General features: G+C 72.9%; 25 protein-coding genes, 1 tRNA gene and 1 other RNA gene. 8 read left to right on the top strand and 19 right to left on the bottom strand.

Annotation, left to right across the window (positions count from 1 at the left end):
* Positions 1-17 precede the first annotated feature (17 nt).
* The 5 genes from H7827_RS15755 to ffs form a co-directional block, all read right to left on the bottom strand.
* A complete protein-coding gene (locus H7827_RS15755) occupies positions 18-737 on the bottom strand; it encodes a DUF5063 domain-containing protein (RefSeq protein ID WP_432745927.1) in 720 nt (239 codons plus the stop codon).
* Between the two features lie 33 nt (positions 738-770).
* Positions 771-1,370: a recombination mediator RecR gene (recR, locus tag H7827_RS15750; RefSeq protein WP_030735527.1), complete on the bottom strand. Its 600-nt coding sequence runs from the start codon at positions 1,368-1,370 to the stop codon at positions 771-773.
* Positions 1,371-1,458: 88 nt separating this feature from the next.
* Positions 1,459-1,803 carry a YbaB/EbfC family nucleoid-associated protein gene (locus tag H7827_RS15745; protein WP_078635678.1) on the bottom strand — a complete coding sequence of 115 codons (345 nt, stop codon included), beginning with the start codon at positions 1,801-1,803 and terminating at the stop codon, positions 1,459-1,461.
* Positions 1,804-1,883: 80 nt separating this feature from the next.
* Positions 1,884-3,947, bottom strand: a complete 2,064-nt coding sequence (locus H7827_RS15740; protein WP_432745924.1) for a DNA polymerase III subunit gamma and tau — start codon at positions 3,945-3,947, stop codon at positions 1,884-1,886.
* A gap of 26 nt (positions 3,948-3,973) precedes the next feature.
* Positions 3,974-4,068: signal recognition particle sRNA small type (ffs, locus tag H7827_RS15735), an RNA gene on the bottom strand.
* An 85-nt stretch (positions 4,069-4,153) separates the two neighbouring features.
* Here ffs and H7827_RS15730 point away from each other — a divergent pair.
* Positions 4,154-4,238 (top strand) — tRNA-Ser (locus H7827_RS15730).
* A gap of 249 nt (positions 4,239-4,487) precedes the next feature.
* Here H7827_RS15730 and H7827_RS15725 read toward each other — a convergent pair.
* Together H7827_RS15725 and H7827_RS15720 are read right to left on the bottom strand one after the other, a co-directional pair.
* Positions 4,488-4,745, bottom strand: coding sequence for a Txe/YoeB family addiction module toxin (locus H7827_RS15725; protein WP_030732147.1), 258 nt, complete (start codon positions 4,743-4,745; stop codon positions 4,488-4,490).
* Entirely contained in the window at positions 4,742-5,017 is a 276-nt protein-coding gene (locus H7827_RS15720; RefSeq protein ID WP_432745922.1) for a type II toxin-antitoxin system Phd/YefM family antitoxin, read from the bottom strand. Before H7827_RS15720 ends, H7827_RS15725 begins: the two co-directional genes overlap by 4 nt.
* Positions 5,018-5,333: 316 nt before the next feature.
* Between H7827_RS15720 and H7827_RS15715 the strand changes: the two genes are divergently transcribed.
* The 3 genes from H7827_RS15715 to H7827_RS15705 all read left to right on the top strand — a co-directional run bounded on the left by H7827_RS15715 (position 5,334) and on the right by H7827_RS15705 (position 6,995).
* Positions 5,334-5,609, top strand: coding sequence for a CPCC family cysteine-rich protein (locus H7827_RS15715; protein ID WP_432745920.1), 276 nt, complete (start codon positions 5,334-5,336; stop codon positions 5,607-5,609).
* A 165-nt stretch (positions 5,610-5,774) separates the two neighbouring features.
* On the top strand, positions 5,775-6,332 hold the full coding sequence (locus H7827_RS15710; RefSeq protein ID WP_432745918.1) for a GIY-YIG nuclease family protein: 558 nt from the start codon (positions 5,775-5,777) through the stop codon (positions 6,330-6,332).
* 69 nt (positions 6,333-6,401) lie between these two features.
* A complete protein-coding gene (locus tag H7827_RS15705; RefSeq protein ID WP_432745916.1) occupies positions 6,402-6,995 on the top strand; it encodes a hypothetical protein in 594 nt (197 codons plus the stop codon).
* A gap of 2 nt (positions 6,996-6,997) precedes the next feature.
* Here the strand turns inward: H7827_RS15705 and H7827_RS15700 are convergent, their stop codons facing one another.
* Positions 6,998-8,440 (bottom strand): oxygenase MpaB family protein, encoded by a 1,443-nt coding sequence (locus tag H7827_RS15700; protein ID WP_432745914.1) that lies wholly within the window; start codon positions 8,438-8,440, stop codon positions 6,998-7,000.
* Complete coding sequence (gene uppS, locus H7827_RS15695) at positions 8,437-9,126, bottom strand: polyprenyl diphosphate synthase (protein ID WP_386537168.1); 690 nt, start codon at positions 9,124-9,126, stop codon at positions 8,437-8,439. The genes H7827_RS15700 and uppS overlap by 4 nt, the downstream gene beginning before the upstream one ends.
* 479 nt (positions 9,127-9,605) lie before the next feature.
* Here uppS and H7827_RS15690 point away from each other — a divergent pair, with 479 nt between their 5' ends.
* Together H7827_RS15690 and H7827_RS15685 are read left to right on the top strand one after the other, a co-directional pair.
* Positions 9,606-10,565 carry an excalibur calcium-binding domain-containing protein gene (locus H7827_RS15690; protein WP_432745912.1) on the top strand — a complete coding sequence of 320 codons (960 nt, stop codon included), beginning with the start codon at positions 9,606-9,608 and terminating at the stop codon, positions 10,563-10,565.
* Between the two features lie 160 nt (positions 10,566-10,725).
* On the top strand, positions 10,726-12,420 hold the full coding sequence (locus H7827_RS15685; protein ID WP_432745910.1) for an ABC-ATPase domain-containing protein: 1,695 nt from the start codon (positions 10,726-10,728) through the stop codon (positions 12,418-12,420).
* Between the two features lie 15 nt (positions 12,421-12,435).
* Here the strand turns inward: H7827_RS15685 and H7827_RS15680 are convergent, their stop codons facing one another.
* The gene (locus tag H7827_RS15680) at positions 12,436-13,563 is read right to left on the bottom strand and encodes an endonuclease NucS domain-containing protein (RefSeq protein WP_386537081.1); all 1,128 of its coding nucleotides are present in this window, start codon (positions 13,561-13,563) and stop codon (positions 12,436-12,438) included.
* A 153-nt stretch (positions 13,564-13,716) separates the two neighbouring features.
* Positions 13,717-14,655, bottom strand: coding sequence for a LysR substrate-binding domain-containing protein (locus H7827_RS15675; RefSeq protein WP_432745908.1), 939 nt, complete (start codon positions 14,653-14,655; stop codon positions 13,717-13,719).
* Between the two features lie 71 nt (positions 14,656-14,726).
* Between H7827_RS15675 and H7827_RS15670 the strand changes: the two genes are divergently transcribed.
* Both H7827_RS15670 and H7827_RS15665 read left to right on the top strand, forming a co-directional pair.
* Complete coding sequence (locus H7827_RS15670) at positions 14,727-15,917, top strand: TDT family transporter (RefSeq protein ID WP_432745906.1); 1,191 nt, start codon at positions 14,727-14,729, stop codon at positions 15,915-15,917.
* A 107-nt stretch (positions 15,918-16,024) separates the two neighbouring features.
* Complete coding sequence (locus tag H7827_RS15665; protein ID WP_432745904.1) at positions 16,025-17,149, top strand: hypothetical protein; 1,125 nt, start codon at positions 16,025-16,027, stop codon at positions 17,147-17,149.
* Positions 17,150-17,231: 82 nt separating this feature from the next.
* Here H7827_RS15665 and H7827_RS15660 read toward each other — a convergent pair whose 3' ends face one another.
* The 8 genes from H7827_RS15660 to H7827_RS15625 form a co-directional block, all read right to left on the bottom strand.
* Positions 17,232-18,602, bottom strand: a complete 1,371-nt coding sequence (locus H7827_RS15660) for a nucleotide pyrophosphatase/phosphodiesterase family protein (protein ID WP_432745902.1) — start codon at positions 18,600-18,602, stop codon at positions 17,232-17,234.
* The gene (gene eboE / locus H7827_RS15655; RefSeq protein ID WP_262833611.1) at positions 18,599-19,750 is read right to left on the bottom strand and encodes a metabolite traffic protein EboE; all 1,152 of its coding nucleotides are present in this window, start codon (positions 19,748-19,750) and stop codon (positions 18,599-18,601) included. The genes H7827_RS15660 and eboE overlap by 4 nt, the downstream gene beginning before the upstream one ends.
* Positions 19,747-20,664 carry a TatD family hydrolase gene (locus tag H7827_RS15650; RefSeq protein ID WP_432745899.1) on the bottom strand — a complete coding sequence of 306 codons (918 nt, stop codon included), beginning with the start codon at positions 20,662-20,664 and terminating at the stop codon, positions 19,747-19,749. The genes eboE and H7827_RS15650 overlap by 4 nt, the downstream gene beginning before the upstream one ends.
* Entirely contained in the window at positions 20,664-21,173 is a 510-nt protein-coding gene (locus tag H7827_RS15645; protein WP_432745897.1) for an EboA domain-containing protein, read from the bottom strand. The genes H7827_RS15650 and H7827_RS15645 overlap by 1 nt, the downstream gene beginning before the upstream one ends.
* Positions 21,170-22,021, bottom strand: coding sequence for a sugar phosphate isomerase/epimerase family protein (locus H7827_RS15640; RefSeq protein ID WP_432745895.1), 852 nt, complete (start codon positions 22,019-22,021; stop codon positions 21,170-21,172). Before H7827_RS15640 ends, H7827_RS15645 begins: the two co-directional genes overlap by 4 nt.
* On the bottom strand, positions 22,018-22,893 hold the full coding sequence (locus H7827_RS15635) for an SCO3242 family prenyltransferase (RefSeq protein WP_432745893.1): 876 nt from the start codon (positions 22,891-22,893) through the stop codon (positions 22,018-22,020). Before H7827_RS15635 ends, H7827_RS15640 begins: the two co-directional genes overlap by 4 nt.
* Positions 22,890-24,059, bottom strand: a complete 1,170-nt coding sequence (locus H7827_RS15630; RefSeq protein WP_432745891.1) for an inositol-3-phosphate synthase — start codon at positions 24,057-24,059, stop codon at positions 22,890-22,892. Before H7827_RS15630 ends, H7827_RS15635 begins: the two co-directional genes overlap by 4 nt.
* Positions 24,060-24,187: 128 nt before the next feature.
* Positions 24,188-26,329, bottom strand: coding sequence for a PQQ-dependent sugar dehydrogenase (locus H7827_RS15625; protein ID WP_432745889.1), 2,142 nt, complete (start codon positions 26,327-26,329; stop codon positions 24,188-24,190).
* Positions 26,330-26,398 lie beyond the last annotated feature (69 nt).

Below are 26,398 nucleotides of genomic sequence, written 5' to 3'. Positions count from 1 at the left end.
CCGGAGCCGCGCCCCGGTCAGGTGCGCGGCTCCGGGCGCAGCCCCAGCGGGGCGGCGATCTCGGCGGCCATCACCCGGCCCGCCTGACGCTCCAGATCACCCTCCGCCGTCTCGGCCGCCTCGCTGTCGGTGTCCAGACCGTCCAGCTCGGCCAGCGGCGTGTCCAGCCGTACGTGCGCCACCAGGGACTGCAGCGCGCGCAGGGCGGCGCTCGCCGTCGGGCCCCAGTTGGACAGGTAGGAGAACTGCCACCACCACAGCGCCTCGCTGACCCGGCCGGCCCGGTAGTGGGCCATGCCGTGCCGCAGGTCGGTCATGACGTCGGCGAGATCGTCGGAGATCCGGCTCGGCACCGGCGTACTGCGGGGCACGTACGGGTCGAAGACCTCCGAGTAGACGTCGACCGGCGCGAGGAGCAGGGCGAGGCGTTCCCGCAGCTCGTCCATGTCGGGCTCGGGGCCGGTGTCCGGCTCGTACCGCTCCTCCGGAACGATGTCCTCGTGCGCGCCGAGACGGCCGCCGGCGAGCAGCAGTTGCGAGATCTGGAGCAGCAGGTACGGTACTGCGGCGTCCGGGTCGTCGCCCTTCGCGACCTCCGCCACCGCGACCGTGAAGCTCTCGATCTGGTCGGCGATCTGTACGGCGAAGGCATCGGGCCCGTCGGGGCCTCCGGCCCCACCGTTATCACCGGCCCCGCTACTGAGGGTGTTGGCTTGGGCGTGGACGGTGGACGTCATGCGATCGCCTCCCCAGCGACAGCTCCCCTGGCGTTACACATCGAGCAACCGCCTTCCCTCGAAGGCTCGTCCCAAAGTGACCTCGTCGGCGTACTCCAAGTCTCCCCCCACCGGCAGCCCACTGGCCAGCCGGGTGACTCTGAGCCCCAGCGTGCTGACCATCCGGGCCAGGTAGGTGGCGGTCGCCTCGCCCTCCAGATTGGGGTCGGTGGCCAGGATCAGCTCCGTGACCGTGCCATCGGCGAGGCGGGCGAGCAGTTCCCTGATCCGCAGATCGTCGGGGCCCACGCCCTCGATGGGGCTGATGGCGCCGCCCAGGACGTGGTAGCGGCCCCGGAACTCGCGGGTGCGCTCGATGGCCACCACGTCCTTGGCCTCCTCCACCACGCAGATGACGGCGCGGTCGCGGCGCGGATCCTGGCAGACCCGGCAGTGCTCCTGCTGCGCGACATTGCCGCACAGGGCGCAGAAGCGGACCTTCTCCTTCACCTCGGTCAGCGCGTGCGCGAGCCGCCGTACGTCGGTGGGCTCGGCCTGAAGGATGTGAAAGGCGATCCGCTGGGCGCTCTTGGGACCGACACCGGGCAGCCTGCCCAGCTCGTCGATCAGGTCCTGGACCACGCCTTCGTACACGAGATGCCTTATGCCTTCCGCTGGTTCCTGCGGATGAGGCTAGTTGCCGGTGGGCCGCAGGGCTAGAGAAACCGAGGTACTGGGGGGCCTAGAACGGCAGTCCGGGGATTCCGCCGCCGCCGCCGAGGCTCTGGGCGAGCGGGCCGAGCTTGGCCTGGGCCAGCGCCTGCGCCGCGTTGTTGGCGTCGCGGATGGCGGCGACCACGAGATCGGCGAGGGTCTCGGTGTCCTCGGGGTCCACGGCCTTCGGGTCGATCTCCAGGCTCTTCAGCTCACCGGCACCGGTGACCGTCGCCTTCACCAGGCCGCCGCCCGCGCTGCCCTGCACCGGAGTGCCGGCCAGCTCCTCCTGGGCCGCCGCGAGGTCCTGCTGCATCTTCTGGGCCTGCTGCAGCAGCTGCTGCATGTCGGCCCCACCACCACCGGGAAACACGGGCGATCACTCCTGGCTCGTCGGCAACGTTTCTCTCTTCGCTGTCCTGTCCGAGCCTACGGGCTCACGCCGCCGGGGTCTCATTCGTGGTGGAACTCCTCGATGACCGTCGCGCCCAGCTCGCGCATGATCAGCTCGTGGCCGGAGAGCGAGGAGCTGCCCGGATCACGGTCGCCGGGCTCCGGCAGGTCCTCCTCGGGCGCGGGCGGCGGAGGCGGGGGCGGCGCGGCAGCCGGGGACGGCTCGGGGGTGAGGGGTGCGGGCGGGGGCGCCGAGACCGGGGCGGGAGCGGATGCGGCGGGCGGGGGCGGCGGGGCCTGCGGGGCCGGACCCGGCGGGAGGGGGCGGGTCACGGCGGGGGCCGGCGTACCGCCGATGCCGCCGTCGATGACGGTGTCGACCTTCCACTGCACGTGGAAGACCTCGCTGAGGGTCTGCCGCAGCACCTCCTCGCTGCCGCTGCCGAGGAAGCTGTCCCGGGCGCCGACGGTGGCGAAGCCGAGCTGGAGGGTGGTGCCGTCGAACCCGGCGACGTGGGCGTTCTGGCTCAGCAGAATCCAGCTGAACCGCCGCCGCCCCTTCACCGCGTCGAGGATGTCCCCCCACATGCTCTGCACCCGGCCCAGATCCGCGCCTGCGCCGGGGGCGGGGGCTGCGGGAGCGGGGGCGGGTGCCGGGGCAGGCGTGGGAGCCGGAGCGGCGGGTGCGGCGGGAGCGCTGGTGGGCCAGGCCCCGGGACGCGGGCCCTCCCCCTGCGCGGGCGCGGCGGGGGGCGTCGGGGGCGCGGCGGGAGCGGCGGTGGGCCAGGCCCCGGGCCGGGGCCCCGAGGGGGCGGGAGACGCGGGAGGCGGCGCCTGGGGCGCCGGAGCAGCCGGCGCCTGCGGGGCGGCGGCCTGCGGCGCGGGAGCGGGCGGGGCAGGAGCGGCCTGCGGTGCGGGCACCGCGGCCGGCGGAGCCTGCGCGGCGGCGGCCCCGGCGGGCGGCCCGAGCCTCTCCAAACGCTCCACCCGGGACTGCAGCGCCCGCTCGTCGTTCCCGTACGCGGCGGGCAGCAGCACCCGGGCGCAGATCAGCTCCAGCTGCAACCGGGGCGAGGTGGCACCCCGCATCTCCGTCAATCCGGTGTTGACGAGATCGGCGGCGCGGCTCAGTTCGGCGGCGCCCAGCTCACGCGCCTGCCCCAGCAACCGCTCCAGCACATCCGCCGGGGCGTCGATCAGCCCCTTGTCGGCGGCGTCGGGCACCGCGGCCAGGATCAGCAGGTCCCGCAACCGCTCCAGCAGATCCGCGACGAACCGCCGCGGATCGTGCCCGCCCTCGATGACCCGGTCCACCACGTCGAACGCGGCGGCCCCGTCCCCCCGGGAGAACGCCTCCACCACGGAGTCCAGCAGCGCCCCGTCCGTGTAGCCGAGCAGCGCGGTGGCCATGTCGTACGTCACACCGCCCTCCCCCGCACCGGCGAGCAGCTGGTCCATGACGGACATGGAGTCCCGTACGGATCCGGCCCCGGCCCGGACCACCAGCGGCAGCACCGTGCCCTCGACGGGGATGGCCTCCTGCTCGCAGACCTGGCCCAGGTACTCGCGCAGCGTGCCGGGCGGCACGAGCCGGAACGGATAGTGATGCGTGCGCGACCGGATGGTGCCGATGACCTTCTCGGGCTCGGTGGTCGCGAAGATGAACTTCAGATGCTCGGGCGGCTCTTCGACCACCTTCAGCAGGGCGTTGAAGCCCGCCGGGGTGACCATGTGCGCCTCGTCGACGATGTAGATCTTGTAGCGGCTGGACGCCGGCCCGAAGAACGCCTTCTCCCGCAGCTCCCGCGCGTCGTCCACACCACCGTGCGAGGCGGCGTCGATCTCGATCACATCGATGGACCCGGGGCCGTTGCGCGCCAGGTCACGACAGGACTGGCACTCACCGCACGGGGTGGGCGTGGGGCCCTGCTCACAGTTGAGGCAGCGGGCGAGGATGCGCGCACTGGTCGTCTTGCCGCAGCCGCGTGGGCCGCTGAAGAGGTAGGCGTGGTTGACCCGGTTGTTCCGCAGCGCCTGCTGCAGGGGGTCGGTCACATGCTCCTGCCCGATGACCTCGGCGAAGGTCTCGGGACGATAGCGGCGGTACAGCGCGAGAGACGACACAACCCCGACGATAACGGCCACCACTGACAAGGGCCCCCCACGCACCCACCAGAGCCCGCCTACCCTTGCTGCCTTCCGGCCCTGGGGGAGTTCAGCGAGATAGCGCCACGTGAGGGGCTGACGCCAGCCTACCCGATCGGAACCCGTCCCCGCCCCCACCCCCAGCTGGTCGCGACCACCCCTCCGCGTCTTGTATTGTTTCCGGCGGAGGATTCGCCTAGTGGCCTAGGGCGCACGCTTGGAAAGCGTGTTGGGTTCACACCCTCACGAGTTCGAATCTCGTATCCTCCGCCCAGCCTTCACCGGGCTGTACACGAAGGTCCCGACCGGTTCGCCGGCCGGGACCTTCGTCGTTCTCCATCTCAGTTTCCGTCCCGTTCCGCCCCGTTCATGGTCGTTCAGTCCAGCAGGGCAAGGCGGCCCGGGACGGGAGCCATGCGCGGGGAGGCCGTTCGCCGTGCGTGACGCGGGCCGTGCCCGGAGAGATCAACGTGAACGAATAAGGCGGCTGTTGTCACCACACCTGGGCCCGGCCGGCCGTCAGTAGTGGTAACGGGCCTTGATGATCTTCACTTCCTTGTCATCGGTGCGGTAGACGAGCCGGTGTTCGTCATTGATCCGCCGCGACCAGTAACCCGTGAGGTCACCCTTCAGTGGCTCCGGCTTGCCGATGCCCTCGAAGGGGGTGCGTTGGATCTCGGCGATGAGACGAGTGATCCGCCGGGCCGTCTTCCTGTCCGACGCGAGCCAGAATAGAAAGTCGTCCCAGGCGGCCGGGTCGAAGTTGACGTTCCTCACTCGTCTCCCCCAGCCATGTCCCGGAGCTCGTCGAGCGTCCTGGCGACTCCGGCCTCGCCCGCTTTGTCCCGGGCGACCGCCTCCATGAGCCGCTGGGCATTGGCGGGGGAACGCAGAAGGTAGATGGTTTCCTGCCAGGAGTCATAATCATCGGCGGACATCAGGACGGCGTCCCCGGCCTTGGACGTGATCCGCACCGGGTCGTGGTCGGTGTTGACGCGTTCGATGAGCGGAAACAGGCTCTTTCTGGCTTCACTGGCACTGATACTCATGCTCCGCACTCCTCCTCGGCCATTCTAAAGATCGGTACCATACCGGTACCACTTTATGGTACCGGTATGAAGCTCCCGGGCTCACCGGGGCAGGATCATCGGAACCCTCTCGCGCTTCGCACGAAGGGCACCGCCGGGCGCTCATCCCGCTTCAGCCGTCCGGCGCAGGGCCATCCGCCCGGAAATACCCGCATGAGCAATCGGAACCCGCAGGAACAGCAGATCCGCTGTCACGAGGGCCCCAGCCGGGGAACGGGCCGGGGTCTTCGTCGTTCGCCCGTGGCATCGCCGGAATACTGGCGCGGTGACGCCTTTCATGAACGTTCGCGGAGACGCGGCCGGGGGGCCGTATCCGTGTCCCTGCTGCGGGTTCATCACCCTCTCCGCGCGGGGTGGGTACGAGATCTGTCCCGTGTGCTTCTGGGAGGACGACGGGCAGGACGATCAGGACGCCGAAACGGTGCGCGGCGGCCCGAACGGGCGGTTGAGCCTCACCCGGGCCCGGAAGAACTTCCACTTCACAGGAGCCTGCGAAAAGCGACACATCAGCCTGGTCCGCGATCCGCTGGCCACGGAACATCCCCTCCGGTGAGCGGTATGCCGTCCTCGTCTCCTCCCGCCTGCGGCTCTGGTGCCCTGCGCATCTCCTCCCGTGGTCCACGGCCGGGTCACGTCGTGCCCCGGTCCGGCGGCCCTTCCCCTGAGGTGATGTCCGGGACCGTGGATCGATGTCGGAGGGGTGTGGTGAGGTGGGGGCGTGACGTTTGAGACGGAGCGTGAGGCGCTGCTGGAGCCGGGGCGGTTGTGGTCGGCCGGTGAGGTGCTGGGGAAGCCGGGGCCGGTACCCGCCGTGCCCGGGGTCTACGGGTGGCGGTTCGGGGCGGCACCGTACGACGGGCTTGTGGTGGGCGAGTTGCTGTATGTGGGCATCGCTCCTCGGCGCATGGCCAATCGGACCGGCCGACAGAATCTCCGATCACGACTGAAGGACCACTTCCGGGGGAACGCCGAGATGTCCACCCTGCGGCTCACTCTTGGGTCTCTCATCGGTCTGGAGCTGCGCCGGGTGGGCAGCGGCCGGCGGATGACCTTCGGGGTGCGGGGAGAGGCGGAGTTGTCGGCCTGGATGGCCGAACATGCCCGCGTCTGCTGGGTGGCGCATCCGAAGCCGTGGCTGCTGGAGAGTGCGCTCATCTCCGGCCTCGATCTACCGCTGAACCTCGACCAGAACAAGCACAACGCGTTCCACCCCACGCTGAAGGCCCTGCGTGCCGCCGCCCGGCAACGGGCGCGTGAGCTTCCCATCAGCGGCTGACCGGGGTTCGGCCTTGCGGCACCCCCGTGCCCGCATCGCGGTCGGCCCCATTTCGTTCCGGAGGATGCGATGCATGACGATCTCGGACCCCTCACCGTTCATCGCCGCAAGGGGGAGGAGCCGCTGACGGCCGTGGGTCGGCCGGTGGGAACCCTGGGCGGCTTCTGGAGCTGGGCCTGCTCGGATCTGGCGAGCAACACCATGCGTGGTGTGCTGGCCGAGTACATCGTCGCGACAGCACTCGGAGCGGCGGAAGGAACGCGTACGGAGTGGGACTCGGTCGACATCCGAACCCCGGACGGCACGCGTGTGGAGGTCAAGTCGTCCGCCTACCTGCAGTCCTGGGCCCAGGGGAAGTTGTCGCAGATCACCTTCAGCATCGCGCCCGCCCTCGGTTGGGACGGGCGGACCGGGGCATCCTCGACCGAGGCGCTGCGGAACTCCAACGTGTACGTGTTCTGCGTTCTGCACCACCTGGACAAGCGCACTCTCGACCCGCTGGACCTCGATCAGTGGACCTTTCACGTCCTCGCCACCCGCGTGCTGGACGAGAGGTGCGAGCGGCAGAAGACGATCAGCCTGGCCGGTCTGCTCCGCCTCGGCCCCCTTCAGACGGACTTCGCCGGGCTGGCGAAGTCCGTCGCCGCCTGCACGGCCGGGTAGGGCTACGCGTCCGCCAGCAGGGGGTCGTACGGGGTGGAGCGGTGGCGGCCGGTCATGAAGGCGAGGAAGTCGCGGACGAACGCGCCGCGCGAGTACGCCTCGTGTGACCCGGCCTCCGGGGTGCGGTGGAATCCGGTGCGGAACAGGGCGCGGTACTCGGCCTCGTCGATGACGCCGTTGCCGTCCGTGTCGGTGACGTCGAAGAGGACCTCGGCCACCCGGATCAGCGCGGGCCCGGCGTGGGTGGGGGCCGCCGTGGTGTATTCGGCTTTGCTGATGCGGCCGTCGCCGTCGGTGTCCAGCGCCGTCTGGAGTTCGCGCCACCAGTCGGCGAACGCCTGGTAGAGCCGGGTCTCCTCCGGTTCGTCCAGGTCGAGGCGGGTCGACAACTCGCGCGCCATGGCGGCGAGGTCGGGCCATTCCAGGAAGCCGTCGCCGGTCTGGTCGAGTACCTGGGCGAAGAACTCCTCCGCGCTCCGGGAGGCGCCGCCGCCCCCGGACGGCTCGTCCCGGTCGGCGAACGGGGTGACCAGCCGCAGCAACGCGCCCGCCTGCTGCATCCGTTCGCGCAGTGCGGTGAGCGTCGCGGCGTGCGGGGAGTCGCTGCCCGGGGAGAGATAGGCCAGGTCCATGAGGGTCTCGGTGCGGACCCAGCCGTCGGGCAGGAAGCGGGCCAGGCCGGTGGCCAGGTAGGCACCCTGCATGAGGGTCTGGGCGCCGGGGATCTCCGGCAGGCCGGCCCGGCGCCGGAACGCTTCGGGGAGGGAGGCGACCGTGATGGTGCCCAGCGCGGGCCCGGCGACCGCGCGCCCGGCCGCCCAGAGGGTGGGCAGTCCGGCCAGCAGCGGCGGCGCCGGAAGGTGGTCGAAGAGCCGGTACAGGATGATCCGCAGCGCCTCGGTGTTCTCCAACTCCTCCTCGACCACCCGGTCGTAGTACCGCCAGAACTCCGGGAGGGTGGAGGGCAGCTGGTCCGCTTCCACGCCGAGGGCCGCCATGAAGGCGCGGAACTCGGCGTAGAGCTGCTCCATCTCGGCCTGGTCGAGCGCCTGTCCGCTGAGCCGGCACATGGTGACGGAGCTTTCGAAGAGCGTCGCGACCACCCAGGCCCGCACCTCGGGGTCCATCGCGTCGTACGGCCGTTCCTGCGCGTCGGTGCCGCTCAGCCGGGAGTGCAGCCGGTTGAGGCGCGAGGCCTCCTTCTGCCGCACGGCCTCGTCGGCGCCGAACATGCGCTGCAGGCTCACCAGGGTGTTGCGCAGCCTTCGCCACGGATGCATCACGAACGTCGAGTTGTCGATCAGCGCCGCGCCGACCTGGGGATGGGCGGCCTCCAGGACCGTGGCGCGGACGACGGCGAGCGCCCACCGGGGGTCGTTGAAGAACCGGTGGAACTGCGTGTCGGGGCCGAACAGGGTGCCGGGCGGTGTGCCGGTGTCCGTCATGGTGGGGGTTCTCCGTTCGCGTGCGGGGCGATGTCGCCGAAGCGGCGGGCGCGTCGCCGGTAGGCGTGCAGACACTCCACGAAGTGCGGGGCGCGGAAGTCGGGCCACAGCACCGGCGGGAACATCCACTCCGCGTACGCCACCTGCCAGAGCATGAAGTTGGAGATGCGCTGTTCGCCGGAGGTGCGGATGACGAGGTCCACGTCGGGGGTGTCCGGGTAGGGCAGGTGGGCCGCGAAGTGCCGCTCGTCGACGGCGTCGGCCGCTATGCCGCTGCGGATGAGGGAGCGCGCCGCCTCGACGATGTCGCCGCGTCCGCCGTGGTCGAACGCCACGGTCAGCGTCATCCCCCGGTTCGAGCGGGTCAGCGTCATCAGGTCGGTGAAGTCCCGGGCCAGTGGGGCGGGAATCCTCGGGTCGCTCACACCGAGGAACCGGCAGCGGATGCCGCGCGCGTGCAGCAGCGGGGCGTGTTTGCGCACGACGCGGCGCACCAGGCGCATGAGGAAGTCGACCTCGCCGGCGGGGCGCCGCCAGTTCTCGGTGGAGAAGGCGTACAGGCTCAGCCACTGGACGCCGGCCGACCGCGCGGCCGTGATGACGTCGATGACGGTGCTCTCGGCGGCCCGGTGGCCGGAGGTACGGGGCAACGAGCGCTGCGCGGCCCACCGGCCGTTCCCGTCCATGACGCAGGCGACGTGGCGGGGGACCGCTCCGGGCCGGGCGGGCGGTTCCGGGGTCGTCAATGGGCGTCCACCGACCTGTTCCATCACCACAAGTGCCCCCCGTACTGCCGGTCGACCGTCCCCACGACGCGCGGGGCCACCGGCGTCGGCCGGGTCTGCGGTGCCCGGCGGCACGGGCAGCGCCGGGATGTCCTGCCGCCCGCGCGCGTGCCACTCAGCAGTGTGGGGCCGTAGGATCCCGGCCGCCCTGTTCTCTCGGTACGTTCACCCGCCGGACTCCTGTCCTATTAACTGCCTCACGTGCGCGGCCAGCCTGCTCCGGCCCCGGGCCCGGCGGAACAGAATCCGCGCGTCCCCCGATCCGGACCCGGGAGTCGGGTAGCGTCCCAGACCCACCGGCACACCGAGCGACGAAGAGATCACCGAACGCCATGACCGGCCCCCGCACCTCTCCACCCCGTACGACATGGCGGCACCCCGTGGTGATCGTTCTGCTGCTGGTGGTCTTTCCTCCGGTCGGCATCTGGCTGGCCTGGCGCGGCGGTTGGCGGGGGCGGGGGAAGACCGCGGCGATGGGGCTGTCCGCCCTGTGGTGCGTCGCGCTCGTGGTCTCCGATCCGCCCGAGGAGAAGGCGGCCGGTGACGCCGAGATGGCGGTGGCGGAGATCGGCGACGACAAGGGGGCGGACATCCTCGAAGTCCCCGACTACACCGGCCAGAACCTCGGAACAGCCATCGCGTCCGCCGCCGCGCACGGCTACCCGGCCGTGTCGCACGACGCGACCGACGCGGACGCACGGCAGGTGGTGGACGGCAACTGGACGGTCTGCTTCCAGAACCCCGGGCCGGGAACCGCGATCCCGCCGGGGAGCGAGATCGACTTCGCCGTGGTGCGCCGCAAGAGCCCTTGCCCGCCGGCCGACGGCCTCGCCGTGGTGTACCCGAGGATGCCGTCCGTCACCGAGATGCCCTTCGGCGAAGCTCAGGGGCTGCTCGCCGACCACGCGTTGACGGGCGTCGAGGCGCGCAGCGCGTACCGGGACGTGGCACTTCCGAGCCATCCCGGCGCCTGGACGGTCTGTTTCCAGCGCCCCGGTGCCGGTGAGGAGGTGACGGAGCCGGAAGAGGTCGCCGTACGCCTGTCCGTCGCCGAACCCGGGGTGGAGTGCCCGGCGTTCGACCGCGCGCGGCTGACCCCCGAGCCGGACCCGGAGCCCGTGCCCATGCCGGAGGCCGAGCTGGGGCCCGCGCCCGTGCCGGTGCCGGTTCCGGAGGCGGCCCTCGAACCGACGGCTGGCTCCGCTGGTTCCGGTGGCCTCTCCCACTACCCGAACTGCGACGCCGTCCGCGCGGCCGGCCGGGCACCGCTGTACCGCGGCGAACCGGGATACCGCAGTGGGCTGGACCGGGACGGCGACGGGGTCGCCTGCGAGACCTGAGCCACCGGCGCCGATCCCGTACGGCACCGTCCACGTGCACGCCGCGGCGCTCCGATCGCGCCGACGCGTGGCGTGCGGGCGGCGGGTTGCGGAGGGCGTGCGGGGGTTTGTCTGTTCCTACAATGCGGCGGACGGTGCAGCCACAGGGATCGGAACGTACATGGGACGGCAGGGGCCGCAAAGCGGGCTGGAGCGGGAGCTGGAGCGGCTCGACGGGGCGCCGTACGGGCGGTACAAGGGGCTGGTCGGCACCTGGGAGCTGGGCCCGGGACGGACGGTGCGCATCGTGCGGGCGCAGGCCGATCCGTTCGCGCCGCCCGGCCGGGTGGCGCTGTGGCTGGACGGTGAAGCGGCCGGTTTCGACCCGGAGTTGTGGGCGACCCCGGTACGGCGGCGGGCGCTGGCCGGGTATCTGGTGCGGTCCGCAGCCCGGGAGGTGCGCGGGGAGCGGGCGTACCAGTTGGACGCCGGGGGGCAGGAGGTGCTGGACCGCGGCTCCTGCACGGTTGGGGCGGACGGCTCGGTGACGTTGCGGTTCGGGGTGTCGCTGCCGGGGCCGCGGCGCCGGATCGACGGGCGGGAGGCGTGGCGCCTGCTGGGGCCTGGGGCGGCCCGGGTCGCCGACCGGGCGCTGGTCGCGCGGGCCCACGAGGCTTCTGGGGTGCGGGAGTTCGTGGAGACGGTGGAGGACTCGGTGGCGCTGCGGGCGGAGTTGCCGCAGCGGGGTCTGGTCGGTTTCGTGGCGGACGGCGCGCTGCTGCCGCGCCGCAGCGGGGCCGATGACCGTCCGGCGCGCGGCGCGGGTGTGGTGCCGTTCCGTTCACCGGAGGAGTTGCGGGTCACCGTGCGGCTGCCGAACGCCGGGGAGGTCAGCGGCATGGGCGTGCCGGAGGGGGTGACGCTGATCGTCGGCGGCGGTTTCCACGGCAAGTCGACGCTGCTGCGGGCGCTGGAGTCGGGCGTGTGGGACCACGTGCCGGGCGACGGGCGGGAGCGGGTGGCCGCCCGCGCGGACACCGTGAAGCTGCGCGCCGAGGACGGGCGGCGGGTGGAGCGGGTGGATCTGCACGCGTTCGTCGACCACCTGCCGGGCGGGGCGGACACCTCCGATTTCTCCACCGACAACGCCTCGGGGTCCACCTCGCAGGCGGCGTCGCTGTGCGAGGCGGTGGAGGCCGGGGCCCGGGTGCTGCTGATCGACGAGGACACGGCCGCGACCAACCTGATGATCCGGGACGCCCGGATGCAGGCCCTGGTGGCGAAGGAACGGGAGCCGCTGACCCCGCTGGTGGACTCGGTGCGCTCGCTGCACCGCGACCACGGGGTGTCCACGGTGCTGGTGATGGGCGGCAGCGGCGACTATCTCGATGTCGCGGACCGGGTGATCATGATGGACGCCTACCGGCCGGCGGATGTCACGGCGCGGGCCCGGGAGGTCGCGGCGGTGCCCACCGGGCGGCGGGCCGAGGCGGAGTCCTTCCCCGGCGTGGTGCACCGCCGTCCCGACCCGGCGTCGCTGGACGCCACCGCGCGCGGCCGTACCCGTATCCGCTCGCGCGGTACGGACCAGTTGGTGTTCGGCGAGCACGAGGTGGACCTGCGGTCCGTGGAGCAGGTGGTGGACGGTCCGCAGGTGACGGGGATCGGGCTGGCGATGGAACTGCTGGTGCGCCGGGGCCATCTGGACGGACGGCGGACGCTGGCGGAGGCGCTGGATCTGCTGGACGCGGAGCTGGCGGGCCCCGAGGGTGTCGCGGCGCTGCTGTCGGTGCACGACGAGGATCTCGCCGTACCGCGCCGGTTCGAGGTGGCCGCCGCCGTCAACCGGCTGCGGGCGCTGCGGGTGTCTCGCTGACGCGCCCGGCGCCGGTCAGCCGAGGCCGAAGTGCCGGCTCACCTCCTCGGCGGTGAAGCGGGCCCGCAGCTTGCAGGCGGAGTTCTGGTTGGCGAAGAACCCGGTGCGCCACAGCGCCAGTTCGCGGGGGACCGTCCGCTCCCAGGTGACCGGCACCACCCATTCGCGGCGGTCCTCGCCGTCCGTGCCGTCCTCGGCGGGGCCGGCGGAGTCGGGGCGGGTGTATGTGCCGCTCAACGGCAGTGCGGACAGCGGCTGTTCCTGGCCGTCGACATCCAGGACGGCCTCCTCGAAGGGCCGGGCCCGGCCGGTGACGGTGCCCACGCCCACGTACCCGGACTTGGGGATGTGGGTGAACACCCGCGCGCCGGGCGGCAGGGCGCGCAGGGTGCGGGAGAACCACGCGCCGCCGCCCGCCGAGACGAAGCCGTGGCGCCGCGCGTCGTCCCAGTCGCGGCCGCCGCTCTCGTCGCCGAAGGAGACGTACCAGTCGGTGCCGTTCCAGGGTTCGCGGGTGCCGGTCCTGCGGCCTCCGGTGGGGTCGGTCGCCGTCTCGGGTTCGTCGATGAGCCAGGTACGGGCCAGGTAGGAGCGGCCGTCGTCCTCGAAGGCGCGGAAGAACATGACGTTCACCGGCACGCCGAAGCCGGTGGCGAGGTAGGTGATGATCCGTTCGGTGGCCGGGTCGAGTTCGCCGGCCACGACGGTGAGGGTGTGCGTGCTGTTGAGGGTGTCCGGCGGGGAGCCGCCGAAGCGGGCGGCGAAGGCCTCGTCGAGTTCGGTGGGCAGGCCGAGTTCGCGCGCGTGGTGGGCGTAGAGGGCGCGGATCTCGTCGTTGCCGAGGTCCCGTACCCAGGAGCCGTAGTCGAGGACCTGGGCCACCACGTCGCGCGGGGTGCGGTCGCGTTTGAGTTCCAGGACGTGCAGGGAGCCCTCTTCGTCCATGCCGAGCAGGTCGATGAACCCGTTGTGGCCGGTGTGCACCTGGCGTCCGATGAGCAGCATGGGGCGGCCGAGGACGTCCGGGTCGGCGACGATGAGGTCCTCCAGCGCGGCCTCGCGCGCCAGGGCCTGCTCGGGGACGCGCTGGGGGACGCGTTCCGGCTTTCCGTCGATCCGCCACAGTCCGAACTCCAGTGGCATGTCGTGTCCCCCTGTGGGTTGGGTGCGGGTGTCCCGGACCGGCCTGGCCGGTGCTCCGGCGGAGGTCAGGGTATCCCCGTCCACCGGGTCCCGCCTCCGGCTCAACTCCTTTGCTCAGCACTCTGGTTGGGGCATCGAGGAGGCCGGGGCGGGCTACCCCTCCGGGCCCGCCCGCTGCCGGGGCACCGGGCGGGCGCAGGCGAGCAGGGTCCGGGCGGTGTCGCCCGGGGGCCGGTCGGGGCGGTGGACGGCCCGCAGCCGGCGGGTGAGGTCCAGGCCGCGTACCGGCAGCGGCACCACGGCCCCGGCCGCCGCGTCCCGGGCGGTGGCCAGCGAGCTGAGTACGGCCGGGCCGACGCCCTCGCCGACCGCCGTCTTGATGGCGGTGGTGCTGGAGAGTTCGAGCAGCGGCGGGACCGGCCCGGCGCCGGTGTGGCGGTGCAGCGCGCGGTCCAGGTGCTGCCGCGTTCCGGAGCCGGATTCCCGGGTGATCAGCGCGGTGGCGGCGAGCTCCCGCGCCGGGACGCCGTCCGCGCCGTACCGGACCCAGGGGTGACCGGGTGGGACGATCACGGTCAGTGTGTCGCGGGCCACGGTGAGGCTGACCAGCCCGGCCGGGTCCTCGGGCCCTTCGACGAAGCCGAGGCGGGCGGTGCCGGAGCGGACCGCCCGCGCCACGTCGTCGGAGTTCCCGGTGGTGAGGGAGACGGCGGTGTCGCGGGCCACCGCGCGGAAGCGCGCGAGCCAGTGCGGCAGCAGATACTCGGCGACGGTGAGGCTGGCGGCGACCGGCAGCCGGGCCCGTTCGGCGCGGGCCAGTGAGCCGATGCCCGCCTCCAGGACCGCCGCCGCGTCGGTGGCGGTACGGGCCCAGTCCGCGACCAGGGCGCCCTCGGGGGTGAGCCGGGAGCCGCGCGGCGAGCGTTCCAGCAGGCCGAGCCCCAGGCGCCGCTCCAGCTGCCGGATGCGGGAGCTGGCGGCGGGCTGGCTGATGCCGTGCTCGCGCGCGGCCGCGCCCAGACTGCCCAGCCGGGCGACGGAGAGCAGCAGCTCGAAGGGGGCGAGGTCGCTGACGCGACGGGGCAGGGGCATAAGAGCAGTTTATGGGCTCATACCGGAATGATCCCTACCGTCGTCCGCCCCCGGACGACAGGCTGGAGACCATGGCCGTCGACTCCCCCACCCGTCCACTCCCCCCGACCGCGCCCGCGGACCGGCCCCCGCGCCGGCTGCTCCCCGAACTCGACCGGCCCGCCGACGCCCTCCGGAACCTGGGCCCGAACTGGTTCGCCGCCGTGATGGGCACCGGCATCGTCGGCAACGCGGCGATCGCCCTGCCCGTCGGCGGCCAGGCGCTGCGCCCGGCGGCCACCGTGGTGTGGGGGCTGGCCTGCCTGCTCCTCCTGACGCTGCTCGGCGCCTGGACCGCGCACGCGGTCCGGCATCCGGAACGGGCCAGGGCCCTGGCCGGGCACCCGGTCATGGGCCACTTCTGGGGCGCACCGGCGATGGCGCTGCTGACCGTGGGAGCGGGCACGGTGGCGCTGGGCGCCGATGTCCTGGGCACCGCGGTCGCGGTGCGGGCCGGCGCCGTGCTGTGGGCGGCGGGCACCGCGCTGGGGCTGCTGACCTGCGTGGCCGTCCCCTACCGCACGATGACCGGGGGCCCGGCCCCGGCGGACGCGGCCTTCGGCGGCTGGCTGATGCCGGTGGTCCCGCCCATGGTGTCGGCCGCCACCGGCGCCGCCCTCGTCCCGCACCTGCCGGCCGGACAGCCCCGGCTGACACTGCTGCTGGTGTGCGGCGCGCTGTTCGGCGTCAGCCTGTTCTCCTCGCTGATCCTGCTGCCGCAGCTGTGGTCGCGGCTGGTGCACCACGGCACCGGACCGGCCGCCCTGGTGCCCACGCTGTGGATGGTGCTGGGGCCGCTGGGCCAGTCGGTGACGGCCGTCCATCTGCTCGCGGACGCCGCGCCCGGGGTGCTGCCGCAGCCGTACGCCGCCGCCGCGCGGGCCGCGGTGCCGCTGTACGGGGTGCCGGTGTGGGGGTTCGCGCTGATGTGGCTGGCGCTGGCCGCCGCGCTCACCGTGCGCCAGGCCCGGTTGGGGCTGCCGTTCTCCCTGGCCTGGTGGGGCTTCACCTTCCCGGTGGGCACCTGCGTGACGGCCTCCGCCGGGCTGGCGCAGCGGCTCGGCTCGGACCTGTTCACGGGTACGGCGCTGGCGTTGTACGCCTTCCTGGTCCTGGCCTGGCTGACGGTGAGCGCCCGCACCGTGCGGGCCGCCCTGCGCGGCGGCATCTTCCTCCCACCGCCGGGCCCGGCACCGGCGCCGGAGGGGACACCCCGGCCCTGAGCGCAACGGGCGGACGCAGGGCGCGAGGCGCTCTGGCGGGACGGGGTGAGCCGTGGCATGTTCACGGGGTTACCCGCGTTCACCTGCGTGAAAGGGCTCCATCACCCATGCACAGACGGCAGTTGCTGCGTACTGCGGCCACCTCGCTGACTCTGGCCGCCACCCTGCTGGCCACCGGAGGCGCCGTGGCCAACGAATCGACGGCCCAGACGCGTTGGGAGGTCTCCTTCTCCGGGAACTCCCCGATCGCGTCCGTGTACTCGGTCACCTCCGCCGGCGAGAACACCGCGTGGGCCGCGGGGAGCAAGGACACGCGCGGTGTCGTCCTGCGCTGGGACGGGGCGAGGTGGAGCGAGGACACCGCCCCCGGGCTGCCCCGGGTGTGGCAGTGGTCGTCGGTCAGCGCGGTCGCCGAGGACGACGTGTGGGCCTTCGGCACGCTCGTGCGGGACCCGGTGCTGGCGCACTACGACGGCACCCGCTGGAACACCGCCCCCGCGCCCCCGTTCGTCGGGGACTCCTGGCCGAACGCACCGATCAAGGCCGTGCCCGGGCGGCTCTTCGCGGGCGGGGAGGCGCTGCACACCTACACGGACGGCGTGTGGTCGGCCACCGCCCTTCCCGAGCAGGTCGTCATCAGGGACATCGACGCCCTGGGCCCGGACGACGCCTACGCGACCGGCATGCGGTACCCGGTGACCACCGGCCATCCGGTCGTCCATCACTGGGACGGGACCGGCTGGACCCAGCTGCCCACACCTCCCGTCCCCGCCGGTACGGAGCTCGACCAGGTCACGGTCGCCGGGCCCGACGACGTGTACGTCGCGGGATACGCCGAAGGCGAGGACGCGGGCCCGGCCGTTCCGGCCGTCGTGCACTGGGACGGGTCGTCATGGCGGGACATCACCGGCTCCCTGTCGAGCCTCTACCTGAACGCGATCACCGCCGATGGCCACGGGGGCCTGTGGGTCACCGGCATGGACCAGACCGAGCCCGCCTTCGCGGAACCGGTGTTCTGGCACTACGACGGGACCGCCTGGACCAAGGAAGCCGGTGCCCTGGCCACCGGCGCGGACGTCCGCTGGCCGAGCTACACGTTCCACGACCTGGCACCGGCCGGCGACACCGGCGCCTTCTGGGCCGTCGGGGACTTCTCCGCCTACCTGCCCGACGGTGACAACGTCGGCGGCGGACTCATCCAGCGGTCGCGGACGGCCGCCGAGGCGCCGTGACCCGGCGGCCGGCGGCATGAGGACCGAGGGCCCCGCCGTGAACGGCGGGGCCCTCGTAGGAATCCGCTGCGGGGCCGACCCCTCAGGCCACGCCCGCCAGGGTGAGCACCAGGTCCTTCACCTCCGTCGCCGCCAGCTCGGTCCGGGCGGCGGCGGGGTCCGAGCACAGCAGGACCGGGCCGTCCTCGGGGGTGGTGGGGAGGCGGCCGTGAGTGCCCGTGACCCAGGTGCCGGTCATCGGGACGACGTTCATCGCGTACCGCAGGCCCAGCTTCTTGCGGGCCAGGCCGGCCGCCGCCTGGAGGCGGGCGCGCGGGTTGTCCGGGTCGAAGAAGAGCTCCGCCGGGTCGTAGCCGGGTTTGCGGTGGATCTCCACGCCCCGGGCGAAGTCGGGGGCGCGGGCGTCGTCCAGCCAGTAGTAGTACGTGAACCACGCCTCCGGCTCGGCCACCAGGACCAGTTCGCCCGAGCGTTCGTGGTCCAGGCCGTACTTCCCCTGCTCGTCCTTGGTCAGCACCTCGGCCACGCCGGGCAGTTCGGCGCACAGCCGTGCCACCTGATCCAGGTCGGCCGCGTCCGGCACGTAGACGTGGGCCACCTGGTGGTCGGCGACCGCGAAGGCGCGGGAGGTCCAGGGGTCCAGGTACTCCATGCCCTCCTGGGTGTAGACCTCCAGCAGACCGGCCCGGCGCAGCGCGCGGTTGATGTCCACGGGCTGGGACGCCTTGGTGATGCCGTACTCGCTCACCACCACGACGGTGGTCCGGCTCTCGCGCGCGTCCCGCAGCAGGGGGGCCAGGATCCGGTCCACGTCCTGGACGGCGCGGATCGCCTGCGGGCTGTCGGGGCCGTAGCGCTGCAGGTCGTAGTCCAGGTGCGGGACGTAGGACAGGGTCAGGTCGGCGCGCGGCATCAGGCGGCGGGTGGCGGCGACGATCCATGCGCTGGAGCGGATCGAGGCGGTCGGCCCCCAGTAGTGGAAGAGGGGGAACGGGCCGAGTTCCTCGGTCAGTTCGTCGTGCAGCTCGGGCGGCCTGGTGTAGCAGTCGGGCGACTTGCGGCCGTCGGCGTGGTAGACGGGGCGCGGGGTCACCGTCCAGTCGGTGTCGGCGCCCATCGCGTACCACCAGCAGACGTTGGCCACCCGGTAGCCGGGGTCGGTCCTGCGGGCGGCGTCCCAGATCTTCTCGCCGCCGACCAGGCGGTTGTGCTGGCGCCACAGGTGGATCTCGCCCTGGTCGCGGAAGTACCAGCCGTTGCCCACGATGCCGTGTCCGGACGGCGGGAGGCCGGTCAGCATCGAGGACTGCACGGAGCAGGTCACGGCCGGCAATACCGGGGTGAGTTCCGCCTGCCAGCCGGCCTCCGCCACGGCGCGCAGGTTCGGGGCGTGGGCCAGCAGGCGGGGGGTGAGGCCCACGACGTTCAACAGGAGGATGCGGTTGCGGCTCATCGGTCGACGACTCCCACTTCGTGCAGCGCTTGTGCGGTCCAGTTCAGTTCGGCGGCCAGGCCGTCGGCCAGCTCCGCCTCCGTCGTCGGGCGGTGGTGTTCGGGCAGGACGGACCAGGTGTACGTCTCGACCTCCAGGTGGTCGGTCAGCGCCCTGGGGCCGCCCAGCAGCGTCGTGAGGGTCGAGCGCAGGTGGCCGGTGGTCGAGGTGAGCGGGGGTTCGGGGCGGCGGTGCAGGGGGGCGTGGAAGTGGACGCGCCACGGGGAGCCGGTGGGCAGGGAGTCGAGCGCCTCGGGGAGGTCGTCGGTCGATCCGCCCGACGCGTCGCGGACCTGGTGGAGGAAGCGTTCCTCGGTGTAGCGGGAGAGTGCCGCGGCGGTGGCCGGGTCGGCGGGGTCGGCCGCTTCGAGGGCGGCCGACACCTGGGCCTTGACGATCGGCAGGCCCGCCCCGGCGAGGTTCCCGATGGCCCGGTCGGGGTTCTCGAAGGCCACCGCGAGATGGCACAGGTCCAGGCAGACGCCCAGGCGGTGGGTGTCGACGCCGGACAGTTGCCGCGCGGCCTGCTCCGTCGTCTCCACGACGCAGCCGGGTTCCGGTTCGAACGCGACCCGGATGGTGCGGCCGGTCTCCGCCTCGATCTTCGCCAGGCCGTCCGCGAGCCGGTCCAGCTGGAGCCGGGCGCGGGCCGCGCTCGCGGGGTCCCACGGGGTGCGCCAGGCCAGCGGAACGGTGGAGACGCTGCCGCGCGCGGCGTCGTCCGGGAGGAGGGCGGCGAGCACCCGGGCGCAGTCCAGCGTGTAGGAGAGGCGGTCCTCCTGCGTCCAGTCGGGGTGGTAGACCGCCTGTTTGACCACCGGGGCGTGGAAGCCGCGGTAGGGGAAGGCGTTGAGTGTCACCGTTTCCAGGCCGTGCCGGGCCAGTTCGCCGCGCAGGGCGGACAGGTCCGCCGCGTTCCGGGCCAGGTCCCGGGCCAGCGGGGCGGGGAGCCACAGGCCCAGGGAGAGGCTGGGGACGCCCAGCCGGGCGCGCACCGCCGCCCCGTACACCTCCAGTTGGCGGTGGACGCCGGCCAGGTCCTCGGCGGGGTGGACGTTGGTGCAGTACGCGAGGTGGACGGTCGTACCGTCGGGGTGCCGGAACCTCATGCCGTCTCCCCGTCGCCGCCCGCTGCCCCGCCCGCCGCCGGGTCCTTGCGTTCTCCGCGCAGGATCGAGTTGCCCTCCCAGGTGGCGGCTCCGGCGCTGTCCCCGTCCCCGTCCCCGTCCTCGTCCAGCAGCAGCCGGCCGCTCTGGGCGTAGAACTCCACGGGGTTGCGCCACAGCACCTTGTCGACGTCGTCCTCGGTGAAACCGGCCGCCCGCATGGCGGCGCCGGTCTTCGCCGTCTTCAGCGGGTCGCTGCGGCCCCAGTCGGCGGCCGAGTTCACGATCATCCGCTCGGTGCCGTACTCCTTCAGCACGGCCGTCATCCGGCCCTCGTCCATCTTGGTGTCGGGGTAGATGGAGAAGCCCATCCAGCAGCCGCTGTCCGCGACCAGGCCCACCGTCACCTCGTTCAGGTGGTCGATCAGCACCATCCCGGGCGGCAGTCCGGAGGCCGCCACCAGTTCCAGGGTGCGGCGGGTGCCCTCCGCCTTGTCGCGGTGCGGGGTGTGCACGAGGACCGGCAGGCCGTGTTCGCGGGCGAGGTCCAGGTGGTGGATCAGGACCTTCTCCTCCGCCTCCGTCATCGCGTCGAAGCCCGTCTCGCCCACCGCCACCACGCCGTCCTTCACGAGGTAGCGCGGCAGCAGGTCCAGGACGCCGGCCAGCCGGGGGTCGTTGGCCTCCTTCGGGTTCAGCGCGATGGTGCAGTGGTGCCGGATGCCGAACTGGGCGGCGCGGAAGCGTTCCCAGCCCACCAGGGTGTCGAAGTAGTCGCGGAAGGAGCCCACCGTCGTACGGGGCTGGCCCAGCCAGAACGCCGGTTCGGTGACGGCGCGCACCCCCGCCTCGTACATCGCCTGGTAGTCGTCGGTCGTGCGGGACGTCATGTGGATGTGGGGGTCGAAGATGCGCATCAGTCGGCGTTCCGTTCCGTCAGTCGTATGGCGTCGTCCGGGATCGCCCGGCCCGCCGCCGCCCGTTCGGCCACGAAGGCGCGTGTCATCCGGGCCAGTTCCGCGTCGGCGCGGCGTTCCCAGCCGGCGACGGCGTCCAGCGGCACCTCCATGAACAGGCACTTCAGTACGCCGTGCCGCCAGGGGGAGTCCGGCAGGTGGCGGGTCGCGTAGCCGCCCATGGCCGCCGCCACCAGGCGCGGGTCGTTGGTGCGCAGCGCGTCCTCGACGAGCGGCAGCAGGCCCGGGCGGTCCAGGAGTTCGGGCTCGCCCAGGGCCCGCAGGATCGCGTGCTTCTCGTCGGTGTCGCCGAAGTCGTACAGCTCGCCCAGTTCGGTGTCGGTGAGCGTGCCGGCCCGTGCCGCGTCCTTCAGCAGCGCGATCCGGGTCTCCTCCGCCCGCGCGCGGCCGACCTTTCTGGCCACGGCGGGGAAGACGAGGGCGAGCGGGGCGTGGCTCCCGTGCGTCACAGCGTCGCCTCCGCCGCGCGCAGGGCCGCCAGGGCGCGGGCCGCCACGGTGGGGGCGGCGTGGGCGTGGCGCGGGAGTTCGACCGCGACCAGGCCCCGGTACCCGACCTCGCGCAGCGCCGCCAGCGTCGCCGGCAGGTCGATGTCGCCCTCGCCGAACTCCAGGTGGTCGTGGACGCCCGGGCGCATGTCGTCCGCCTGGACGTTGGCCAGCAGCGGGCCGACGGAGCGTACGCAGGTGGCGGTGTCGGCCGGTTCGTTGCACACGGTGTGGCCGATGTCGATGGTGTGGCGCAGGCCCGGCGGGTCGCCGAGGCGGCGGCGCAGTGCGGTGACGCCGGCCAGGGTGTCGAGGAACATGCCGGGTTCGGGCTCCACCGCGCACAGCACGCCGTGCTCCTCGGCCGTGGCCAGGACCTGGGCCGTGCCCTTGGTGATCCGTTCCCAGCCCTCCTGCGGCGTGGTGTCCTCGGGCAGGATGCCGGACCAGAAGGAGACGGCCTGCGCGCCGAGGTCGGCGGCCACCCGTACGGCCAGGTCGAGGTATTCCACGCGCCGGTCGCGGCCCCGGGTGGAGACGAGGGTGGGCTCGTGCTTGTGCCGGGGGTCCATGAGGTAGCGGGCGCCGGTCTCGATGACGACGGACAGGCCGAGCCGGTCCAGGCGGCGGGCCACTTCCTGGGTGCGGGCGGCCAGCCGGGGGGCGAAGGGGTCCAGGTGGTGGTGGTCCAGGGTCAGTGCCACCCCGTCGTACCCCAGGTCCGCGATCACCTCCAGGGCGTCTTCGAGGCGGTGGTTGGCGAAGCCGTTGGTGCCGTAGCCGTAGCGCAGCGGTGCGGGGGTCGTCATGTGGGGGACACCTTTCGGGAGGCGATGCGGGCCAGCCCGCCCAGCGCGGTGAGCGCGCCCGCCACCACGGGGGCGCCCGCCGCCGCCAGCAGTGCGGATTGCAGGCCGGTGACACCGCGGACGCCGGTGCCGGTCGCGGCGCGTACGGTGCCGGCGTCGCCGGGGGTGCGCAGCGCGGCGAGCTGGGCGCGGCCGACGGTCGCCGCGTAGCCGGCCAGCGATGCGGCGACCGCCCAGCGGTCCCGGGGGCGGCGGCGCGGTCCGGCCAGGGCGGTGGCGGTGGCGGTGGCCGCCGCCGCGGTTCCGGTCGCGGCCAGGGCGGCGGTGGCGGTGGCCGGGGTGGCGCCGTGCACCTCGCCGCGGCTGAGCGTGGTGACGCCCGCCGTGTGGGCGGCGATCGCCAGCGCGGGCAGGGCGGCGCGGCGCGCGTCGCCGCCCGCTCCCAGCAGCACGTCCAGGCCGCGGGCCAGCGCCATGACGGCGGGTCCGGCGGCCGTGCGCTGTGCCCACAGGTCGTAGGTCCAGATGGTGGCGGTCAGCGGGATCGCCACCCGCAGGGCCCGCTTGCCGCCTGCAAACGCGGACAGGGTGAGGCCGGCGCCGGTGAGGGCGGCGGCCAGGCCGAGGGCCTCGAAGGCGTCCACCCGCCCGGAGGGGATGGGCCGTTCGGGGCGTTCGACGGCGTCCAGGTCGGCGTCGGCGAAGTCGTTGAGGGCCATGCCCGCCAGGTAGAGGCAGACGGACGCGGCGGGCGCGGCCCAGGTGCGGCCGCCGTACGGCCGGCCGGCCGCCGCCGCGCCGGCCAGGCTGTCGCCGGGGACGGTCAGGGCGGCGGGCAGCCGGACGAGTTCGGCGGCGTCGCGCGGCTTCACGCGCGGGCCCCCAGCTCCGTGCACCAGTCGGTCAGCGCCTGCCACTGCCGGCCGAGGTCGTGTTCCGCGGTGCCGGCCGGGTCCTTGAAGAAGAAGCCCAGCGCGGGCAGCGGGCCGGCCTCACCGGCCTCGCGGGCCCGGGCGGCGAGCCGCACCAGGTCCAGGACGAGGGGTGCGGCCAGTGCCGAGTCGCAGCCGCTCCAGGTGAACTGGAGGGACATGCGGGTGCCGAGGAAGCCCTCGAAGGAGACGTGGTCCCAGGCGGTCTTCCAGTCGCCGAGGTCGGCGACGTAGTCGATGTGCATCGGGCCGTCGACCGGGTGGCCCAGGATCGCCTCCAGGCCCTGGCCCTTGGTGCGCAGCTTGCTCTGTGCCGCCTCGGGGTCGGCGAGGGTGCGGCCGTCGCCGCCGCCGAGCAGGTTGACGGAGGCCCAGGACCGTACGGCCAGCGCCCGGTGGGCGAACATCGGGGCCAGCGCGGACTTCAGCAGCGTCTCGCCGGTCTTGCCGTCGGAGCCGGCCCACGGCAGGCCCTCGCGCAGGGCGAGTTCGCCGAGCGCGGGCAGCTTGGGGCCGGGGCTGGGGGTGAACGCGACCACGGGGCAGCCGGCCCGGAAGGCGGCGTACGCGTACAGGGAGCTGGTGGGCAGCGGGGACTCGCCCCGGTCCAGGGCGGCCTCCAGCAGGTCCAGGCTGTGCAGTTCGGGGGTGTCGGGGGCGGGCGGCTCGGTGCTGGAGACGTCCACGACGACGATCTCGTCCAGGCCGTGCCGGTCGCGGAACGCCCGCAGGTCCTCCTGGATCCGGTCGGCCGCCGCCCGCTGGGTCTCGCCGCCGGGGCCCGCGCCGGGGCGTATCCGGTCGTCGACCTCGGCGAGTTCGGCACACAGCGCGCGGGCCAGGGCGGTGGGGAAGACGCCGCCGGCCGCGAGTTCCTCGGCGCGCTTGGGCAGGGAGCCCTCGCCCACCTCGTGGCCGCCGGTGATGATGCCGGTGAGGGCGGGCAGCCCGGCCGCCGCCACCTCGGGCAGTTCGCTCACGCAGCCGTCCGGCGTTCCGAGCCCGGCGCGCAGCGCGAGGGTGCCGACCGTGGCGGTGGTCGCCACCGATCCCCTGGCGCCGATGAACCACGCCCCGATGCGTGGGGTGAGCGGTGACGGTGACATGTGCAGACCTCCTGGTCAGTGGTTCCGCCCGGGTGGCCCCGGCCCGTCGTCCCATGGGCCGGGGCCACCCGGTCAATCTCCGGTCAATACCGGTCAGTCCTGTTCAGTGGCGATCATTCCCAGATCGGTCACGGACGCACCGGATTGAGCGTGACCTCGGCCGTACCGGTGAGCGGAGGCAGCCCGTCCACGCCGGGGTCGGTGTAACTCGCCACGAAGACACCCTTGAGGTTGTCGTGATCGGGGTCGTGCGAGTCGTCGGTGCCGGTGGTGATGGTGCCCTTGCAACCGCGCGCCGTGGTCATCGGGTGACCGTGGTCGTCATGGCCCAGGATGTAACTGACCGTGACCCGGGAGCAGTCCACCGGCTGGTCGTCGGTGACCGTCACCTCGAACTCGATGGCGTCCCCGAACCAGAAGGAGCCGCCCGTGACCGGCTTGACGAAGCTGACCTCCGGCGCCTCGTTCCCGATCACGATCTTGACCTCGGCGTTCGCCGACCGGCCCCGGTCACGCCCGCCGATGTCCGTCACCCGCAGCGAGGCGGTGTACGTGCCGTTCTTCTTGTAGGTGAAGGACGGGTTCTTCTTGCGCGAGTCGATCTTGCCGTCGTTGTTGAAGTCCCAGGCGTACAGGAGCTTGTCGCCCTCCGCGTCGGACGTCCCCTCGCTGGAGAAGTTGACCGTCAGCGGCGCGTGCCCGTTCGTCACGTCGGCCGAGGCGACCGGCACCGGGGTGTGGTTGCCGTTCTTGCCGATGTAGTCGATCCGCGCCAGCTGGGCCTCGGGGTTCTCGCTGAAGAAGCCCTTGCCGTACTCAAGGACGTACAACGCGCCGTCCGGACCGAACTCCATGTCCATCAGCGCCGAGAACGGCATGCCGGCCACCACGTCCTCGACATGGCTGATCTCGGCGTTCCGGTCCAGGGTCAGGCCCCAGATCTTGTCGCGGGTGAACTCGAAGAACAGCGGCTTGCCCGCGTACTCCTTCGGCCAGGCCCGCGAGCCCGGCAGGTTGGCGATGATCCGGTTGTACTCGTACACCGGGCCCGCCATCGGGCCGATACCGCCCGCGCCCAGCTCCGGGAACGCGTCCTCCTGGTCATACCCGTACAGCAGCTGCGCCGGCTCCACCGGGGGCAGCTCGCGCAGCCCGGTGTTGCGCGGCGAGTCGTTCACCGGCGCGGCGCAGTCGAAGGGCTCACCGGAGACACCGGTCGCGAAGTCGTACTCCACGTACGGCATGTCGGGCGAGACACAGTACGGCCAGCCGTGGTTGCCGGCCTGCCGCGCGGTGACCCACTTGCCGGTGCCGGCCGGGCCGCGCTGCGGGTTGTCCACCCGGGCGTCCGGCGAGTAGTCGGCGACGAACAGGGTGTCGTCGCGCGGGTCGATCTCGATCCGGAACGGGTTGCGCAGCCCCATCAGATAGATCTCGGGCCGGGCGTTCTCCGTACCGGGCTTGAACAGGTTGCCGCGCGGGATGGAGTACGAGCCGTCCCGGTTGACCTTGATGCGCAGCACCTTGCCGCGCAGGTCGTTGGTGTTGGCGGAGCTGCGCTGCGCGTCATACGCCGGGTTGCGGTCCGGGCGCTCGTCGATCGGCGTGTAGCCGGCCGAGTCGAACGGGTTGGTGTCGTCGCCGGTGGACAGGTACAGGTTGCCCGCCCGGTCGAAGACGATGTCGCCGCCGACGTGGCAGCAGATGCCCCGGTCGGCCTCGACCTCGATGATCTGCTGCTCGGTGCTCAGGTCCAGGGTGTTGCCGCGCAGCTGGAAGCGCGAGAGGCGGCTGACGCCCTCGAACGGCGCGAAGTCCTCGGGGGTGCCGGTGATGGGCGCGTCGCCCTCGTTGACGTCCGGGGTCTCCGGGTCATCGGCGGGGGTCTCCAGCGGAGGCGCGTAGTAGAGGTACACCCAGCGGTTGGTGACCCCGTTGAAGCCGGGGTCGATGGCGACGCTCTGCAGACCCTCCTCGTCGTGGGTGTACACGTCGAGCTGGGCCGCCAGGGTGTTGAGCCCGTTCCACGGGTTGTTGAGCCACACCTCCCCGCCACGGGTGGTGTGCAGCACGCGGCCGTCCGGGAGGACGGCCAGGTCGATCGGCTCGCCCGGGCTGTCGTTGAGGGTGACCTTCTGGAACTCGGAGGTCGGGGCCGGGGGGTTGGGCTCCGGGTGCGCGCCGTCATGGGCGGTCGCCGCGGCGGGTACGCTCAGCAGAGCGGCCGCCATCACCGCCACCCAGGCGGTCAGGGTCTTTTTTCTTCGCATTGCATCCCCAATTGGTGCAGTGACTTGCGGAGTGGGCCGGCGGTTCCAAGTCCGTGCCGTCCGTGCCGT

The organism is Streptomyces sp. JH002, from assembly GCF_050916115.1.
GTDB classification, from domain to species: Bacteria; Actinomycetota; Actinomycetes; order Streptomycetales; family Streptomycetaceae; genus Streptomyces; species Streptomyces xiamenensis.
Note: the sequence above shows the minus strand (reverse complement) of the source record. Positions and strands in the feature narration are given on the sequence as shown.